Origin of the sequence: Glutamicibacter arilaitensis Re117 (assembly GCF_000197735.1) — a bacterium.
Taxonomy (GTDB): domain Bacteria; phylum Actinomycetota; class Actinomycetes; order Actinomycetales; family Micrococcaceae; genus Glutamicibacter; species Glutamicibacter arilaitensis.
In genome coordinates, this window is the sequence record NC_014550.1 from 1,277,829 (window position 1) to 1,296,639 (window position 18,811).

At 59.2% G+C, this 18,811-nt stretch carries 10 protein-coding genes, 3 rRNA genes and 1 pseudogene; all 14 read left to right on the plus strand.

Going from position 1 to position 18,811, the window contains the following annotated elements:
- The first annotated feature begins 89 nt into the window (after nt 1–89).
- Nucleotides 90–830, plus strand: a complete 741-nt coding sequence (locus tag AARI_RS06350; RefSeq protein WP_013348508.1) for a maleylpyruvate isomerase family mycothiol-dependent enzyme — start codon at nt 90–92, stop codon at nt 828–830.
- A gap of 96 nt (nt 831–926) precedes the next feature.
- Nucleotides 927–1,475 (plus strand): adenine phosphoribosyltransferase, encoded by a 549-nt coding sequence (locus AARI_RS06355; protein ID WP_013348509.1) that lies wholly within the window; start codon nt 927–929, stop codon nt 1,473–1,475.
- Between the two features lie 240 nt (nt 1,476–1,715).
- On the plus strand, nt 1,716–3,995 hold the full coding sequence (locus AARI_RS06360; protein ID WP_013348510.1) for a HelD family protein: 2,280 nt from the start codon (nt 1,716–1,718) through the stop codon (nt 3,993–3,995).
- A 192-nt stretch (nt 3,996–4,187) separates the two neighbouring features.
- Complete coding sequence (gene tyrS / locus AARI_RS06365) at nt 4,188–5,522, plus strand: tyrosine--tRNA ligase (RefSeq protein WP_049862584.1); 1,335 nt, start codon at nt 4,188–4,190, stop codon at nt 5,520–5,522.
- A gap of 522 nt (nt 5,523–6,044) precedes the next feature.
- Nucleotides 6,045–7,570: ribosomal RNA gene (locus AARI_RS06370) — 16S ribosomal RNA — on the plus strand.
- 622 nt (nt 7,571–8,192) lie between these two features.
- A 23S ribosomal RNA gene (locus tag AARI_RS06375) occupies nt 8,193–11,326 on the plus strand.
- 153 nt (nt 11,327–11,479) lie between these two features.
- A 5S ribosomal RNA gene (gene rrf, locus AARI_RS06380) occupies nt 11,480–11,596 on the plus strand.
- The 16S, 23S and 5S rRNA genes sit together here, the layout of an rRNA operon.
- A 216-nt stretch (nt 11,597–11,812) precedes the next feature.
- Nucleotides 11,813–13,012: an IS256-like element ISAar5 family transposase gene (locus AARI_RS06385; protein ID WP_013348512.1), complete on the plus strand. Its 1,200-nt coding sequence runs from the start codon at nt 11,813–11,815 to the stop codon at nt 13,010–13,012.
- Between the two features lie 317 nt (nt 13,013–13,329).
- Nucleotides 13,330–14,676 (plus strand): annotated as a pseudogene (locus tag AARI_RS20480) (hypothetical protein); the annotation flags it as partial.
- A gap of 180 nt (nt 14,677–14,856) precedes the next feature.
- Entirely contained in the window at nt 14,857–15,654 is a 798-nt protein-coding gene (locus AARI_RS19615; protein ID WP_146040943.1) for a tetratricopeptide repeat protein, read from the plus strand.
- Nucleotides 15,655–15,702: 48 nt separating this feature from the next.
- Nucleotides 15,703–16,710 carry an HAD-IIA family hydrolase gene (locus tag AARI_RS06400; protein ID WP_013348514.1) on the plus strand — a complete coding sequence of 336 codons (1,008 nt, stop codon included), beginning with the start codon at nt 15,703–15,705 and terminating at the stop codon, nt 16,708–16,710.
- A 2-nt stretch (nt 16,711–16,712) separates the two neighbouring features.
- Nucleotides 16,713–16,886 (plus strand): hypothetical protein, encoded by a 174-nt coding sequence (locus AARI_RS19620; protein ID WP_013348515.1) that lies wholly within the window; start codon nt 16,713–16,715, stop codon nt 16,884–16,886.
- Nucleotides 16,883–17,671, plus strand: coding sequence for a TlyA family RNA methyltransferase (locus AARI_RS06405; protein ID WP_013348516.1), 789 nt, complete (start codon nt 16,883–16,885; stop codon nt 17,669–17,671). Before AARI_RS19620 ends, AARI_RS06405 begins: the two co-directional genes overlap by 4 nt.
- A 75-nt stretch (nt 17,672–17,746) precedes the next feature.
- Complete coding sequence (locus tag AARI_RS06410) at nt 17,747–18,772, plus strand: NAD kinase (RefSeq protein WP_102597989.1); 1,026 nt, start codon at nt 17,747–17,749, stop codon at nt 18,770–18,772.
- Nucleotides 18,773–18,811 lie beyond the last annotated feature (39 nt).

An 18,811-nucleotide genomic window follows, 5' to 3' on the forward strand; every position in this document is an offset into this window, starting at 1 on the left:
CAAGAACTCTTGCCGGTGGCCCTGTGCGCTTTAGCGGCGTTCAATCGACCCTTGCGCTTTTATCCCCGGTTCGCGATAAAGTGTGCTTCATGACACAACTTTTGGCGCCGGGTGAACTTATCGCACAGGTCACCACCGCATTGGACGAACTGTCCGTACAGCTTCGCGACGTTCCGGACACGCAGTACCCCAAGCCAAGTTCGCTGCCGGGCTGGAGTACTGCCCAGCTGATCGCGCATCTGGCTTCTTTCGCCAAGGCCGCGGTGCGCCAATTCGAGAATGCCGGCACTGAGCAGCCTCCTGCCATGTACGACGGGGGAGCGGAGGGCCGGATCGAGGCGATCAACATGACCGCGCTGATGCGTCCAGAATCCTTGCGGGCCCTGGCCTCCGACGCACTCGCGCAGCTTCGCGCCGCCCTGCCCGGGGTGGAAGCCAAATGGGAGGCCCCGGTGGGCTACCGCCCCACGGCCACCGCTGCGGACATGATGTACGCGACCTGGCGCGAGATGCTGATCCACGCCACCGACTTGGATGAATTCGTGCGCCCGGCCGCCAGCTGGCCACCGGCCTTCAGCGAACACCTGTTCCGTGCGCTGTCCGCCCGTGTGCCGCAGGGTACTCGTCTGGTGCTTCAGCCGCATGGCAAGACCCCGATTGTCTTGGGCGAAGGTGCGAAGTCCTGGGTGCTCTCCGGGACCGACTTCGATCTGGCCGCCTGGATGGCCGGACGTCCGGCTTCCGGCCCGGTCCAGGTTACCGCGGCCGCCGACGGAGCAGCGGATCCGAAGCTGCTGCCGTGGCCAAGTGACCGCTTGATGAACCGCTAGGCTGGAAATTTATCCGCGCAGCTGCATGGGAAGCGGCGAAAATGTGCTCATGATTATGCACGATCATGCAACTTCCCGCGGGCAAAGGGACTAAAATTGGTAGCCGTGACTACTTCTGAGAGCATTAGCGACCTGCTGGACCGACTGTGCGAGATCGTTCCCGACTACCCGCAGCCGGGCATCTCCTTCAAGGACCTCACTCCGGTCTTTGCCGACGCGAGTGGCCTGCGCCGCATGGTCGACGCACTGATCGCTCCCTTCGAAGGGCAGTTCGACATTGTCGCTGGCCTCGAAGCGCGCGGCTTCGTGCTGGCTGCCGCCGCGGCTTACGCCTCGGGCAAGGGCATGCTGACCATCCGCAAGGCCGGCAAGCTGCCGCGCGAGGTCTACCGCGACGAGTACACCCTGGAATACGGCACCGGCTGCCTTGAAGTGCATAAGGACGAGATCGCCCCGGGCACCCGCGTGCTGATCCTGGACGATGTGCTGGCCACAGGCGGTACCGTCAGCTCCTCGGTGCGCCTGCTGGAGCAGACCGGCGCCAAGATCGCCGGCGTCGGCGTGGTGCTGGAACTTGATGGCCTGAACGGCCGGGACAAGCTGCCAGGGCAGAACGTCGTGTCGCTGCAGGTCGTCCACTCCTAAACCAGCCTTATGGCGCATCGGTGGCGGTAATAATCCGCCATGATTCCACGCCGCTGGCGAACAGCTGGCGAACCGCTGGCGGGCGCATGCCGGGCAACGCTGGGAGCCCGGCGCGCGATTACCTGCGCCGGGTTAAAGGCGCGTATCATTATCTGTCCTGTGTTTTTACGTGGGAACCGTTTTTTCGTAGGGTCCGGTGCTTTGCGCAGCGGCACATTCTGAGCGCGAGGGGAATCTAGGTTGACCGATACGATCCAGGCCGATCTGTTAGCTGAATCCGATTATGTGGGCCGGCTGTACGCACGGCTTGATGAGCTGCGCGCCGAAAAGGTGCGGCAGCTCGAACGTACCCGGGCACAGGGTGCCATCGGCACCTTCCAGAACATGTCCGAGCGCGACTCGTTCGCTACCCTCTATGAGGACCGGATCGCCCAGCTCGATGCCGTCGAGGACCGCCTGGTCTTCGGCCGCCTGGACATGGCCGGCAACGGCCAGGAGCAGGCCGAAGATCCTGGAACCGGCAGCTCCCCGCGCTACATCGGGCGCATCGGGCTCTCGGATGACGAGCTGAACCGGATGATGATCGACTGGCGCGCCTCAGAGGCTGCTCCGTTCTACCAGGCCACCGCGCTGAATCCGCGCGGGGTGCGCCGACGCCGCCACCTGATGCTCTCCGGACGCACCGTGGCCGGCATCGAAGACGACGTGCTCGATGAAACCTGGCTCGATGAGGGCCACACCCACCACGGCGAAGGCGCGCTGATGGCGGCCCTGCGTGAGAAGCGCACCGGCCGCATGGGCGACATCGTGGGCACCATCCAGGCCGAGCAGGACGCGATCATCCGTGCCGGTCTGCCCGGCGCCGTGGTCGTCCAGGGCGGTCCGGGCACCGGCAAGACCGCCGTTGCGCTGCACCGCGCGGCCTTCCTGCTTTACGAATACCGCGAACGGCTGAAGAACGCCGGCGTGCTGATCGTGGGCCCGTCGAACTCCTTCATGCGCTACATCGAGCGCGTGCTGCCGTCGCTGGGTGAAACCGGCGTGGTCATGTCCTCGGTGGGCGAGCTGTACCACGGGCTGCATGCCGTGCCGGAAACCAACCGCACCGTGGCACGCCTCAAGGGCCAGCTGTCCATGGCCAAGGTGATCGCCAATGCCGTGCGCAACCGCCAGCGGCTGATTCCGGAAACCCGCACTGTGGTGGTGGAGGGAACCCGCCTGTCGCTGACCCCGAAAATGGTCAAGAATGCGCGCGAACGGGCCCGCCACACCCACAAGCCCTACAACGAGGCCCGCGAGACCTTCGTGAAGGTGCTGGTGGGGGACCTGGCTGAACAGCTGCGCCGCAAGCTGGAGGAATCGGCCGGGCAGTCCTCGACCACCGACCGCTCCTACCTGCCGCAGGAAGTACGCGAGTCCCACGACGTGCGCGTGGCGCTGAACCTGTGCTGGATGCCGATGACCCCGCAGCAGCTGGTTGCCGAGCTCTTCGCCACCCCGCACCTTTTGGCCGCCGCGGCCCCGCATCTGAAGGAAAAGGACCGCGACGCCCTGTACCGCCGGGCCAACTCGCCGTTCACCGAGGCCGATGTGCCGCTGCTTGATGAGGCCGCGCAGCTGCTGGGCGAATTTGCCGACCCGCTGGCCGGGGCGCACACCGCCCAGTACGAAGCCGACGTGGAAAACGCGAAGGCCGCGCTGCTCAATATGCACACCATGCTGGAAAACGCCGGCATCGACGGGGTAGTGACCGCAGAACAGGTCGCCGGAGTGAACCAGGAGACCGCGGCGCGTTTGACCGCGGCCGAACGTGCTGTTTCGGATCGTACCTGGGCCTACGGGCACATCGTCGTCGATGAAGCCCAGGAGCTCTCGCCGATGCAGTGGCGCCTGCTGGTGCGCCGCTGCCCGATGAAGTCCTTCACCATCGTGGGCGATATCGCGCAGACCTCGGCCGCTTCGGGGGCCAGCAGCTGGTCCCAGGCCCTGGAACCGTTCTTCGGCGACCGCTTCGAGCTTGAAGAGCTGACGGTCAACTACCGCACCCCGGCACAGATCGCCGACGCGGCAGTGCGCGTTGCCCAGGCCGCTGGCCTGCGCATCACCACCCCGCAAGCGGTGCGCGAAGGCGACTGGCCACCGGTCCTGACCAAGACCACCGAAGCGCAGGTTGAGGCGACCTTGCTCGACGCCTTGGCCCAGGAGCTGGAGTACTCGGCCGGGGGGCTGCAGGCGGTCATCGTTCCGCAGCAGGACCTGCACCGGGTGCGTGCCGCGGTCACCGCAGTGCATGGGGATCGGGTGGGTACCGGTTCGGGCGGACTGAGCCAGGACATCGTGGTGATCACCGCCCGCGAATCCAAGGGTCTGGAGTTCGACGGCGTGCTGATCCTGGAGCCGGCAGAGCTGGTGGACGAGGTCGATGGCGGTGTAGGCGATCTGTACGTGGCGATGACCCGTACTACCCAGCGCCTGCACGTGGTCCACACCCGCCAGCTTCCCGAAGGCTTGGAGCAGTAGCCTCATCGCTTTGGCTCGCGCCCATTACGGGGCGTTGCCAATGTGACCAAGGGCGAAGCCGGGCGAGTAGCACTCGCCCGCTGCCAAGCGATAACCTTGAAGCTATGCGCCGGTAGGCAACCCCAACTAGCGGCGCGAACTAAGGTGCAGGTGCCATCGCACCATGCACTCGGGGCAGATCGAAGACAGAAAATGGTCACAGTGAGCATCTCTGATACGAAGCAGAATCCCGTGATTGCGGGACAGGGCAACGACGCATCTTTCGAGAACGTCTGGCAGGAATTGAAGTGGCGCGGCCTGGTACACGTGTCCACCGACGAAGCCGAGCTGGAACGTGCCCTGTCCGAAGAGACTGTGACCTACTATTGCGGGTTCGACCCCACCGCGCCGTCGCTGCACCTGGGCAACCTCGTGCAGTTGCTGAACATGCGCCGCCTGCAGCTAGCCGGCCACAAGCCGCTGGCATTGGTGGGAGGTTCCACCGGTTTGATCGGCGATCCACGCCAAACCGCTGAGCGCACCTTGAATACCAAGGAGACGGTGACCGAATGGGTCTCCAAGCTCCAAGCACAGGTCTCGCGCTTCTTGTCCAATGAGGGCGAGAACGCGGTGCAGCTGGTGAACAACCTGGACTGGACGCAGCAGCTTTCGGCACTGGACTTCCTGCGCGACGTGGGGAAGTACTTCCGTGTGGGCACCATGGTCAAGAAGGAGATCGTCGCCGCGCGCCTGAACTCCGACGAGGGCATCAGCTACACCGAGTTCTCCTACCAGGTGTTGCAGGGATACGACTTCCTGGAGCTGAACCGCCAGTACGGCTGCACCCTGCAGACCGGTGGTTCGGACCAGTGGGGCAACCTGACCAGCGGCACCGAGCTGATCCGCAAGGTCCAGGGCAACTCGGTACACGCCTACGGCACCCCGCTGATCACCAACTCCGATGGCACCAAGTTCGGCAAGTCCGAGGGCAACGCCATTTGGCTGGATGCTGAAATGTGCAGCCCGTACACCTTCTACCAGTTCTGGTTGAACGCTTCGGATGCCGACGTGATCGACCGCCTGAAGGTCTTCACCTTCCTGACCCGCAAGCAGATCGCGGAACTGGAAACCGAAGTTGCCGAGCGTCCGTTCAAGCGCATCGCCCAGCGCACCCTGGCTTGGGAAGTGACTTCTCTGGTCCATGGTCAGCAGGCGACAGAGCAGGTCATTGCCGCTTCGGCTGCAGTCTTCGGCAACGGCGATCTGGCTGCGATCGATCTTCCGACCCTGGAATCTGTGATCGCGGAGCTGCCAACGGCGAAGGTCGAGGCAGATAACCTGGGCATTCTCAATGTCTTGGTTGCCTCGGGCTTGAGCAAGTCGTTGTCCGAAGCTCGTCGCACCGTGAATGAAGGTGGCGCCTACGTGAATAACGAAAAGGTGGCCGGCATCGACACCGAACTGGCCGAGGCAGATTTCCTGCACGGTCGTTATGCGATCTTGCGCCGAGGCAAGAAGAACATGGCAGTAGTTGAACTAGCCAAGTAAGCCACAGGCACTGCCCAATACACGAAACCGCCAGAAAACTTGTGAAGCAAGACACTTTTCTGGCGGTTTTGTTGTACCTAAATCCAAAACTGCCTAGTCAACCAATGATTAGTGGAAGAAAATAGGTTGGTTGGCCGATTTTGCGTGCCTCTGGAATCCGTGTACAGTTTTATCTCGCACCGCTGATCCGGACGGCCTGAAAAGGCGCGAAGGAGTCGGCGGGGTGAACAAGACGGAAACGTCGAGTTGACAACGGTCAACTTGGTGGTAAGCTTGTAAAGTTGCTCCGGAGCGAAGCAGTCATCGAAGGTCTGGTGGTTGTGGTGTCGAGAGTGTTTGTTGTTTGAGAACTCAATAGTGTGCCAAGTTTGTTGATACCGAATATTTATTTTATTTGGTGAATACATATTATTTGCTTGAGGCATTGCACCCCCGTGTGATGTGCTTGAGTGTTTTATTATTCGCCAGGACTTCATCGATTCTTCCCTTATTTTCCGAGGGGTTTCGGTGGCTTTTTATTTTTTTATGGAGAGTTTGATCCTGGCTCAGGATGAACGCTGGCGGCGTGCTTAACACATGCAAGTCGAACGATGAAGCCCAGCTTGCTGGGTGGATTAGTGGCGAACGGGTGAGTAACACGTGAGTAACCTGCCCCCGACTCTGGGATAAGCCCGGGAAACTGGGTCTAATACCGGATATTACCTCTTGCCGCATGGCAGGTGGTGGAAAGATTTATCGGTGGGGGATGGACTCGCGGCCTATCAGCTTGTTGGTGAGGTAATGGCTCACCAAGGCGACGACGGGTAGCCGGCCTGAGAGGGTGACCGGCCACACTGGGACTGAGACACGGCCCAGACTCCTACGGGAGGCAGCAGTGGGGAATATTGCACAATGGGCGAAAGCCTGATGCAGCGACGCCGCGTGAGGGATGACGGCCTTCGGGTTGTAAACCTCTTTCAGTAGGGAAGAAGCGAAAGTGACGGTACCTGCAGAAGAAGCGCCGGCTAACTACGTGCCAGCAGCCGCGGTAATACGTAGGGCGCAAGCGTTATCCGGATTTATTGGGCGTAAAGAGCTCGTAGGCGGTTTGTCGCGTCTGCCGTGAAAGTCCGAGGCTCAACCTCGGATCTGCGGTGGGTACGGGCAGACTAGAGTGATGTAGGGGAGACTGGAATTCCTGGTGTAGCGGTGAAATGCGCAGATATCAGGAGGAACACCGATGGCGAAGGCAGGTCTCTGGGCATTTACTGACGCTGAGGAGCGAAAGCATGGGGAGCGAACAGGATTAGATACCCTGGTAGTCCATGCCGTAAACGTTGGGCACTAGGTGTGGGGGACATTCCACGTTTTCCGCGCCGTAGCTAACGCATTAAGTGCCCCGCCTGGGGAGTACGGCCGCAAGGCTAAAACTCAAAGGAATTGACGGGGGCCCGCACAAGCGGCGGAGCATGCGGATTAATTCGATGCAACGCGAAGAACCTTACCAAGGCTTGACATGTGCCAGACCGCTTCAGAGATGGAGTTTCCCTTCGGGGCTGGTTCACAGGTGGTGCATGGTTGTCGTCAGCTCGTGTCGTGAGATGTTGGGTTAAGTCCCGCAACGAGCGCAACCCTCGTTCCATGTTGCCAGCACGTAGTGGTGGGGACTCATGGGAGACTGCCGGGGTCAACTCGGAGGAAGGTGGGGATGACGTCAAATCATCATGCCCCTTATGTCTTGGGCTTCACGCATGCTACAATGGCCGGTACAATGGGTTGCGATACTGTGAGGTGGAGCTAATCCCTAAAAGCCGGTCTCAGTTCGGATTGGGGTCTGCAACTCGACCCCATGAAGTCGGAGTCGCTAGTAATCGCAGATCAGCAACGCTGCGGTGAATACGTTCCCGGGCCTTGTACACACCGCCCGTCAAGTCACGAAAGTTGGTAACACCCGAAGCCGATGGCCTAACCACCTTGTGTGGGGGGAGTCGTCGAAGGTGGGACTGGCGATTGGGACTAAGTCGTAACAAGGTAGCCGTACCGGAAGGTGCGGCTGGATCACCTCCTTTCTAAGGAGCTAACCATTATTGGTTGCCCGTGTCTGTGCCCGAGTGTGGTGCAGGCGGGTTGCTCATGGGTGGAATATCAATGGACTCAGTACTGGAAAGCGTGCACGCTGGTGTCATCCCAATGTGGGTGGTGCGTTCGTGTGCGGGGTACTGGCTGTGGCTGCAGGGTGTTTGCGCATCTGCGAGTACGCGTTTGGGGGGTCTTTGGCTTCTTGGGTGCTGGAAAGCGGTGTGCGGGTGTTGTGCGGTTTGTATGGTTTGGCATGCTGTTGGGTTTTGAGGCAACAAGCCTCCGTGCCTGTGGGTTGGGTGTTGGTCGGGTTCTCCGCTTTGTGTGGGGGGTTTGGCTGGTGCGTGGCTTGTGGGTGGCGGGGTTCTTGGTGTTTCGGTGTTTGTCCTGTGTTTGCTGCAGGTGCGCTGGTGTGGTGGCGGTTTTGTGCTGTTGCCCGGGTGTGCTTGCGGGGGTGCGGGGTTGTTGTTTGGGAACTGTATAGTGAACGCGAGCATCTTGCAGATGAGATGAGCTTGGGGGTCCTTTTCCTTGGATTCTTGGGTGTTTGAGTCTTGTCTGCGTGATTTTGTTAGATTGTTTTATTGCTCAATTCTGAGAACTTTGATTTGTGTTGAAGTTTTTAAGGGCGCACGGTGGATGCCTTGGCATCAAGAGCCGATGAAGGACGTGGGAATCTGCGATAAGCCTGGTGGAGTCGATAACCGGACGTTGAGACCAGGATTTCCGAATGGGGGAACCCCGCACCATGTTATGTGGTGTGACCTGCAGCTGAATGTATAGGCTGTGTGGAGGGAACGCGGGGAAGTGAAACATCTCAGTACCCGCAGGAAGAGAAAACAATAGTGATTCCGTTAGTAGTGGCGAGCGAACGCGGATGGGGCTAAACCGGTTGGTGTGTGATAGCGGATAGGCGTTGCATCATCGGGGTTGTGGGGTTGACATGTACCAGCGCTATCTTGCTGGTGGGATGAGGTGCAGGCGTATAGGTGAATCGGTTGGAATGCCGGACCAGAGAGGGTGATAGTCCCGTAGGTGTAATGCGTGTCTGCCGTTCTAGTGTTGATACCCGAGTAGCACGGGGCCCGTGAAACCTTGTGTGAATCTGCCAGGACCACCTGGTAAGCCTGAATACTACTTGATGACCGATAGTGAATCAGTACCGTGAGGGAATGGTGAAAAGTACCCCGGGAGGGGAGTGAAATAGTACCTGAAACCGTGCGCTTACAATCCGTTAGAGCCTGGGACTTGTTCCTGGGTGATGGCGTGCCTTTTGAAGAATGAGCCTGCGAGTTAGTGTTACGTCGCGAGGTTAACCCGTGTGGGGAAGCCGTAGCGAAAGCGAGTCTGAATAGGGCGTTTGAGTGGCGTGATCTAGACCCGAAGCGAAGTGATCTACCCATGGCCAGGTTGAAGCGCGTGTAAGAGCGTGTGGAGGACCGAACCCACTTCAGTTGAAAATGGAGGGGATGAGCTGTGGGTAGGGGTGAAAGGCCAATCAAACTTCGTGATAGCTGGTTCTCCCCGAAATGCATTTAGGTGCAGCGTTGCGTGTTTCTTACTGGAGGTAGAGCTACTGGATAGGCGATGGGCCCTACAAGGTTACTGACCTTAGCCAAACTCCGAATGCCGGTAAGTGAGAGCGCAGCAGTGAGACTGTGGGGGATAAGCTTCATAGTCGAGAGGGAAACAGCCCAGAACGCCAACTAAGGCCCCTAAGCGTGTGCTAAGTGGAAAAGGATGTGGAGTTGCTGTGACAACCAGGAGGTTGGCTTAGAAGCAGCCACCCTTGAAAGAGTGCGTAATAGCTCACTGGTCAAGTGATTCCGCGCCGATAATGTAGCGGGGCTCAAGCACACCGCCGAAGTTGCGTCATTCAAATATTTGCCTGGCTTTTGTTGGGCGTTTGGATGGGTAGGGGAGCGTCGTATAGCGGGTGAAGTCGCGGTGGAAACCAGCGGTGGACGCTATACGAGTGAGAATGCAGGCATGAGTAGCGAATGACGGGTGAGAAACCCGTCCGCCGAATGATCAAGGGTTCCAGGGTTAAGCTAATCTGCCCTGGGTTAGTCGGGACCTAAGGCGAGGCCGACAGGCGTAGTCGATGGACAACGGGTTGATATTCCCGTACCGGCGAAGGACCGCCCATACCAAGCTGTGGATGCTAACCATGATGGATCATGGCTGTTGCGGCCTTCGGGCTGCTGGTTGTGTGATGTGGTGGGAACCGATGCAGTGAGGTCAGCGTATTAACAGGTGTGACGCAGGAAGGTAGCCGAGCCAGGCAATGGAATTGACCTGGTCCAAGGGTGTAGGAAGAGTGGTTGGCAAATCCGCCGCTCAGATATTCTGAGACCTGATAGGCGCCCGCTTTGGCGGGTGATTCGGTGATCCTATGCTGCCTAGAAAAGCATCGGCGCGAGGTCCAAGTCCGCCCGTACCCCAAACCGACACAGGTGATCAGGTAGAGAATACTAAGGCGATCGAGAGAATCATGGTTAAGGAACTCGGCAAAATGCCCCCGTAACTTCGGAAGAAGGGGGGCCTGCCTCGTGATCGGCTCTTGCAGCTGTGAGCGGGTGTGGGCCGCAGAGACCAGGGGGAAGCGACTGTTTACTAAAAACACAGGTCCGTGCGAAGTCGCAAGACGATGTATACGGACTGACTCCTGCCCGGTGCTGGAAGGTTAAGAGGACTGGTTAGCACTTTGGTGCGAAGCTGAGAATTTAAGCCCCAGTAAACGGCGGTGGTAACTATAACCATCCTAAGGTAGCGAAATTCCTTGTCGGGTAAGTTCCGACCTGCACGAATGGAGTAACGACTTCCCCGCTGTCTCAACCATGAACTCGGCGAAATTGCAGTACGAGTAAAGATGCTCGTTACGCGCAGCAGGACGGAAAGACCCCGAGACCTTTACTATAGTTTGGTATTGGTGTTCGGTGCAGCTTGTGTAGGATAGGTGGGAGACTGTGAAGCTTGGACGCTAGTTCAGGTGGAGTCATCGTTGAAATACCACTCTGGCTGTACCGGTCACCTAACTTCGGACCATGATCTGGTTCAGGGACAGTGCCTGATGGGTAGTTTAACTGGGGCGGTTGCCTCCTAAAATGTAACGGAGGCGCCCAAAGGTTCCCTCAGCCTGGTTGGCAATCAGGTGTCGAGTGTAAGTGCACAAGGGAGCTTGACTGTGAGAGTGACAGCTCGAGCAGGGACGAAAGTCGGGACTAGTGATCCGGCGGCACCTCGTGGAAGGGCCGTCGCTCAACGGATAAAAGGTACCTCGGGGATAACAGGCTGATCTTGCCCAAGAGTCCATATCGACGGCATGGTTTGGCACCTCGATGTCGGCTCGTCGCATCCTGGGGCTGGAGTAGGTCCCAAGGGTTGGGCTGTTCGCCCATTAAAGCGGTACGCGAGCTGGGTTTAGAACGTCGTGAGACAGTTCGGTCCCTATCCGCTGCGCGCGTTGGAAATTTGAGAAGGGCTGTCCTTAGTACGAGAGGACCGGGACGGACGAACCTCTGGTGTGTCAGTTGTACTGCCAAGTGCATCGCTGATTAGCTACGTTTGGAAGGGATAACCGCTGAAAGCATCTAAGCGGGAAGCCTGCTTCGAGATGAGATTTCCATGCACCTTGAGTGTGAGAGGCCCCCAGCTAGACCACTGGGTTGATAGGCAGGATGTGGAAGCAAGGACTAAAGACTTGTGGAGCTGACCTGTACTAATAGGCCGATGACTTTCAACACACAATATTCACAATATTTTACTGGCATGATCATTATGCTGTTCGCGTTCACTATACGGTTACGAGACAACAACCTCAAACCGAAAAATACATGGCTTTTGCATGACACCGGAAAACATGACCAAGATGATTGGTTTGTGTGCTTCGTGATTGTTACGGCGGTCATAGCGTGGGGGAAACGCCCGGTCCCATACCGAACCCGGAAGCTAAGGCCCACTGCGCCGATGGTACTGCACTCGTGAGGGTGTGGGAGAGTAGGTCACCGCCGGACTTAACTTGAGTTGAATGGTTTGAGGCCCTGGAACACAATGCGTGTTCCAGGGCCTCACCTGTTTAACCAGTAGTAGGGGTCAGGCTGTGATGCTTGGCCTCTTTCCGCTATTTAAAACAGGACTTGAAGACTCTGCTGCTATCGGGGCTATAGGCAATAAAGTGTGTCTGAAAACCTGATCCTGCCCCGGAAAGCCGGGGCAGGATCAAGGTTCACATGGGTATTGAATCCATAAGTGTGAAGCTTACTGGACAATCCCATACTTGTATTATCTGTCATTCCCGACTGAAGAAAAACGGAACCACCTCCAAAGGAACCCAGCGCTGGCGCTGCATCACCTGCAATGCCAGCACCGTTTTCAAACGCGAAGACACCACCGCCCGCAACCAACTCACCGGCTTCGTCACCTGGCTGATGAGCAAACATTCCCAAGCCGAATTCGGCGGCGGAACCGGCCGCACCTTCCGGCATCAGACCGCTTGGTGCTGGAACGTGCACCCCTACCTGCATCACACCGGCGAGGTCTTCGACGAGATCCAAGTCGACGGCATCTATCTGCGCCAAGGCTGGTGCCTGCTGATCGCCATCGCTCACGGACGTGTCATCGGATGGCAGTGGTGCGACCGCGAAAAAGCCGAGGCGTGGACCGTGTTGCTGCAGCATTTCCCCGAACCAAAAGTCGTGGTGACCGACGGCGGATCAGGCTTGATGAAAGCGCTCAAAGAGTTCTGGCCGAACGTGAAAATTCAACGCTGCTTGGTGCATATCCAGCGCAACGTGCGCACCTACCTGACCCTGAATCCGCGTTTGCCTGCAGGGAAGTCGTTACGTCGTTTGAGCCTGAAACTCACGAAAATCCGGACGCAGGAAGCTGCGGCAGAATGGATTGCCGCCTTCGCTGCGTGGCATGCCGAAAACCACGAGCTGATCAATGAACGCACCTACGCTGCTGACTGGTCCGGTGCTTGGCCGCGGGGCCTGCGACGCAACCGCAAGTGGTGGTACACCCACGATCGGCTACGCAGCGCCTACGAGTCGATGAACAAAGCCCTGCGACGCGGGCATCTGTTCACCTACCTGGACAAGGACCTGAACGGCTTGGGAATCAACGCGACGACGAACATGATTGAAGGTGCGGTGAATTCCGGCATCCGGGCCATGATTTTCTATCACCGCGGGATGCCCATTGAGCATCGCCGGCGGGCGTGCGAGTGGTTCTGCTGGACTCATGCGGATGAAGGAAACCGCCCGGCCTTGCGGACACTGTTGCGTCCGGAGCATTACACTCCCGAAACGAAGAAGAAGGCGCAGCACATGGTTGACGAAGCACCAATCGGCCCGGAGCTTTATGGCACCGGCCCCAGCGCTGAGGATGGGCAATTCATTCGCAGTGGTTGGATGAGAAATATCTACTAGAGCAGGGTTTTAAGGTTGTCTGGCCCGGGAACACGCCCGGGCCAGACACACTTTATTGCCTATAGCCCTGCTATCGTTCCTAGCCAACACTGATATAGCTAGTTCTTAGGATCATCGGTTTTGGAAGTTCCTTGTAGCGTGCACTGAGTGTCTTGCCACATTAGAGCTGTTTCCCTAGGGTGGGACTCGTGCCTCCCGTAGACTTGAAGATAGATGTACACGTCTTTCTGGACGTGCTAAATAGTTAATAGTGAAGTGTTTTGCAAAGGCAAACACGAAGGTTGCGGTATTGAGATAGCCGCTGAAGGGGACATTAAATGTCTAACGAATTCCGCCGAAACTCCGATAACGGACGAGGCGACTTCCGGAACTCAGATTCAAACCGCAACAACTCCCGCGATGGCTTCAAGCGTCGCGAAGATCGTGGCGATTTCAAGCGCGATGATAACCGTGGTGGTGGCTTCAAGCGCGATGATAACCGTGGTGGTGGCTTCAAGCGCGATGACAACCGTGGTGGTGGCTTCAAGCGCGATGACAACCGCGGTGGTGGCTTCCGCAGCGATCGCAATGATGATCGCGGTGGGTTCCGTGGCGAGCGTCGTGACGACAACCGTGCCGGCGGCTTCAAGCGCGATGACAACCGCGGTGGTGGCTTCAAGCGTGACGATAACCGCGGTGGTGGCTTCCGCAGCGATCGTAACGATGACCGTGGTGGCTTCAAGCGCGATGACAACCGCGGTGGTGGCTTCCGCGGCGATCGCAATGATGATCGCGGTGGGTTCCGTGGCGAGCGTCGTGACGACAACCGTGCCGGCGGCTTCAAGCGCGATGACAACCGCGGTGGTGGCTTCAAGCGTGACGATAACCGCGGTGGTGGCTTCCGCAGCGATCGTAACGATGACCGTGGTGGCTTCAAGCGTGATGACAACCGCGGTGGTGGCTTCCGCGGCGATCGTAACGATGACCGTGGTGGCTTCAAGCGTGATGATAACCGTGGCGGTGGCTTCAAGCGTGATGATAACCGTGGCGGTGGCTTCAAGCGCAACGATGATCGTGGTGGCTTCCGCAGCGATCGCAATGATGATCGTGGTGGCTTCAAGCGTGATGATAGCCGTGGTGGCTTCCGTGGCGAACGTCGCGATGACAACCGTGGTGGCGGTTTCAAGCGCAATGATGATCGCGGTGGCTTCAAGCGCGACGACAACCGTGGTGGTGGCTTCCGCAGCGATCGCAATGATGATCGCGGCGGTTTCAAGCGTGAGGATAACCGCGGTGGCGGTTTCAAGCGCAATGATGATCGCGGTGGCTTCAAGCGCGACGACAACCGTGGCGGTGGGTTCCGTGGCGATCGCAATGATGATCGCGGCGGTTTCAAGCGCGACGACAACCGTGGTGGTGGCTTCCGTGGCGATCGCAATGATGATCGCGGTGGCTTCAAGCGCGACGACAACCGTGGCGGTGGCTTCCGTGGCGATCGCAATGACGATCGCGGCGGTTTCAAGCGTGGCGATAACCGCGGTGGCGGCTTCAACCGCGACGACAACCGTGGCGGTGGCTTCCGTGGTGAGCGTCGCGACGACAACCGCGGTGGTGGCTTCAACCGCCCTGACGACCGTCGCTCGCAGGGCGAACGCCCAGCACGCGAGGATCGCTTTGCCGACAAGCGCGGCGACGCACCACGTGCCCACAACCCGGGCGATCTGCGTATTTCGAACCGTGCAGACCGCGAGCAGTCCCCAGATATCGATGAGGACGTTACCGGTAAGGAGCTGGACCGCGTAGCCCGCGCTCAGCTGCGCTACCTCGAAGAGCGTTCGGCTAGCTGGGTTGCCAAGCACTTGGTGATGGCCGGCCGTCTGCTGGAAGAAGATCCAGAGCTGGCATACGAGCACACCCTGGCAGCATCGCGCCGTGGCGGTCGTGTAGCAGTAGTCCGCGAAGCCGTAGGCATCGCTGCCTACCACGCCGGCAAGTACGCCGACGCGCTGCGCGAACTGCGTACCCACCGTCGTATTTCCGGTTCGGACTACAACCTGCCATTGATCGCTGACTCGCTGCGCGGCCTGGGCCGCCCAGAAAAGGCAATCGAACTGGCACAGTCCGAGGAATGCGCTAACCTGGAAACCGCCGTCAAGGTCGAAATGCAGATCGTGGCAGCCGGTTCCTACGGTGACCTGGGCAAGCTGGATAAGGCACTGGCCGAACTGGAGTCGCTGGAACAGCTGGACTTCAACCGCGCCTTCTCTTTCAGCCCTCGCCTGTTCACTGCCTACGCGGATCTGCTTTCGGCCGCTGGTCGTGCCGAGGACGCAAAGCGTTGGAACGCACAGGTCGAGGTGGCTGAAAACGCTTTGGGCATCGAACGTGAAACCGATTCCTTCATCATGGACCTGGCTCCGGAGATGGACGAGGAAGAGGAAACTCCACGCGCCAAGGATCTGATTGATCCTGCCGAGGCTGAAACCGAAGACGCTGCGCAGGCCGACTCCGTCGAAGCAGATGCCGAAGCTGATGCAGATGCCGATGCAGATGACGCTGAAGCTGAGCAGACCGGCATCGACGAGGAAGACGACCTGAACGAGGTTGTCGAATCCGACACGGACGCCATCGAGGCAGACGCAGAAGAAGACTCATCGAAGTAAACTTTGGCGTAGTAGCCAAAACTCTCAAGTAGTAGGAACCGCCACAGAATGCTGATCTCCGGATTTGATTCCGTCCTCTCCGACTTGGACGGCGTCGTCTATGCTGGCCCGAACGCCATCGACGACGCCGTGGAGTCGCTGAACACCCTCGCGGAAGTGAACGTCACCTTGGCATTCATAACCAACAATGCCGGGCGTTCACCGATGTCAGTCGCAGCGCACCTGCGTCAGCTGGGTGTGAAGACCAGCGCTGAGCAGGTCTTCGGCTCGGCTGATGCCGGAGCGGAGATGCTGGCCCGCGAATTGAATCCGGGGTCCAAGGTTCTTGTGGTCGGTTCCCCCTACTTGCGTGAATGCATTGCGGTGCGCGGGTTGGAAGTCGTCGAATCCCATAGTGAAGAACCCGTTGCGGTGATTCAGGGGTTCGACCCGGACATTTCGTGGAAGAACCTGGCCGAGGCCAGCTACGCGATTAACAACGGCGCCAAATGGGTTGCCACCAATACCGACTTCACCATTCCGCGCGCCGAGGGCTTGGCCCCGGGCAACGGTTCACTGGTCAATGCGGTGAAGCTGGCTACAGACGTGGAACCACGGGTAGCTGGCAAACCGGAATCCTACTTGTTCGCGCGGGCCGCGGATCGCTTGGATTCCAAGCGTCCACTGGTTATCGGCGACCGTCTGGACACCGATATCCTCGGCGGATTCCGTGCCGGCTTCTCCACTGCGCTGGTGCTCACCGGCGTCGACACCCCGCGTACCGCTCTGGGTGCCCCTGTGGAACAACGCCCCAACTATCTGATCAACTCCATGGCAGATCTGTATCGCCCGTACCCGACCATCAAGGTGCTTGGCTATGGCGTACAGGTGGGTGACGCCGTCGCTAAGGTCGACAAGGGCGCCATCGAAGTTTCGGGCAGCGAGCAGGATCTGAATGCCTGGCGCGCCGCCTGCCACGCCTGGTGGCTGGCTCACCCGCGCCAATCGGGACATGAAGAACCAGAAATCCGCTTCACCGAACGCGGACTGGATACCCTGCGCAAGATTCGAGGCTAGGGGTGGAACGGCAAAATCACGTCCCAGCTCCTGGCCCGCGCGGCCTGGGTGATGAAGCCGTTGAACAGGCTTTGTCTTCCCTGGCCGACCATGACATTACCGAGCATGCCGGAATCTATGAGCAGTTGCTCTCTGGCCTGCAGCAAGAACTGAACCGTACGGAGCACGGCGCGTGAATCGCCTGGATCAAGAACTAGTTGTGCGCGATCTGGCTCGTTCGCGCACCGAAGCCGCCAAGCTGGTCGAAGCCGAACGGGTGCTGCTCAACGGGCAGGTCGCAGCGAAGGCTTCGAAGAAAATCGCCGAGGGCGATGACTTGGCGCTGATACCCAGTGAAGGTGAAGAGTACGTCTCGCGTGCCGGGCACAAGCTTGCCGGCGCACTGGATGTCTTTACGACTATTAATCCTGAAGGGCTGCGCTGCCTTGACGCCGGCGCCTCTACCGGCGGTTTCACCGATGTATTGCTGCGACGCGGCGCAAAGAGCGTAGTCGCAGCCGATGTGGGCCACGGCCAGCTAGTCGATGTAATCCGCAACGACCCCCGCGTGCAGGTCCATGAAGGCCTGAACGTCCGTTATCTGACCCCCGAAGATATTGGGGGAGTCGTCGACCTTGTAGTAGCCGACTTGTCCTTTATTTCGCTGCGTCTGGTAATCGATGCCTTGGCCGGCGCCGCCAAGGATAGCGGGTCGCTGGTGCTGATGGTCAAGCCGCAGTTTGAAGTAGGACGCGAGCACCTGAACCGCACCGGTGTGGTCACCAATCCAGAACTGCGCCGTAGCAGCGTTGAAGCCGTGATCGCCAGTGCGAATGCCGCCGGATTGCATTTGCGCGGTTTGGCCCGCAGCCCGCTGCCCGGCCAGGATGGCAATGCCGAATTCTTCCTCTGGCTAGCCTCCGGAGAGAATCCACAGTCGGCCGATGTTCCACTTATCGAGCAGAACGTTGACTATTCTTAGTAGTGACGTGTTTTAGCCGTGGTCGATCGCCATGGTCATTTTGCACTTCGTGAAGCTGAGAGGGGCACGACCGCCTTGCGCCGAATCCTGATTTTCACCCATACTGGACGCCAAGAAGCGATCACCGCAGCCCTAGAGACCTGCGCCCTGCTCAATTCCGCTGGAGCGATCCCGGTGATGCGCCGCAAAGACCAGGCCGCGATGGCTGAAGCAATCGGCGCAGCGGTGCCGTCGGTGCAGGTGCTCGGTGAGGACTGCCAGATCGAAGACGTTGACCTGGGCGTGGTGCTCGGCGGCGACGGTTCGGTCCTGCGAGCTGCGGAACTGGTGCGCGCCTCGCCAATGCCGCTGGTGGGCGTGAACCTGGGGCACGTAGGTTTCCTAGCCGAAGCCGAACGCAGCGAATTGGCCTCCACCGTCCAAGCGCTGGTCAACGAGACCTACACCGTGGAAGAGCGGATGACCATCGAGGTCAAGGTGTGGCTGGATAATGTCTGCCTCGCCGAAACCTGGGCTTTGAACGAAGCTGCGGTGGAAAAGGCCAATCGCGAACGCATGGTCGAAGTCGTGATCGAGGTCGATGGCCGGCCGATTTCCACCTTCGGCTGCGATGGAGTCGTCATGGCCACCCCTACCGGTTCCACCGCCTATTCCTTCTCTGCCGGGGGACCGGTGGTCTGGCCCGATGTGGCGGCGCTGATCATGGTGCCGATCTCGGCGCATGCACTGTTCGCCAAGCCTCTGGTGATCTCCCCGGACTCGATCATGGCCGTGGAAATGCTCACCCGCACCGATGCCGGTGCCGTGCTCTGGTGCGATGGCCGGCGCACCATTGAGTTGCCACCTGGAGCTCGTGTGGAAGTCACGCGCAGCGATCGTCCGGTTTACATGGCACGCTTGCACACCACCCCGTTCTCCGAACGCCTGGTCAACAAGTTCGAACTGCCTATTACCGGCTGGCGTGGTCCAGCGAAGGAAGAGAGCCGCCGCCCAGCCACGACAGCACTTCCGGTGATTGGGCCAGGGTTGCAAAGCGTCGACCCGCATTACCGCGATGAACCCGGACTTCCCATGGTGGGAAAGCCCGAGAGTCAGGGCTGAAAGCCGGATTCGAAGAAAAATTTTCCACACGCTCGAACA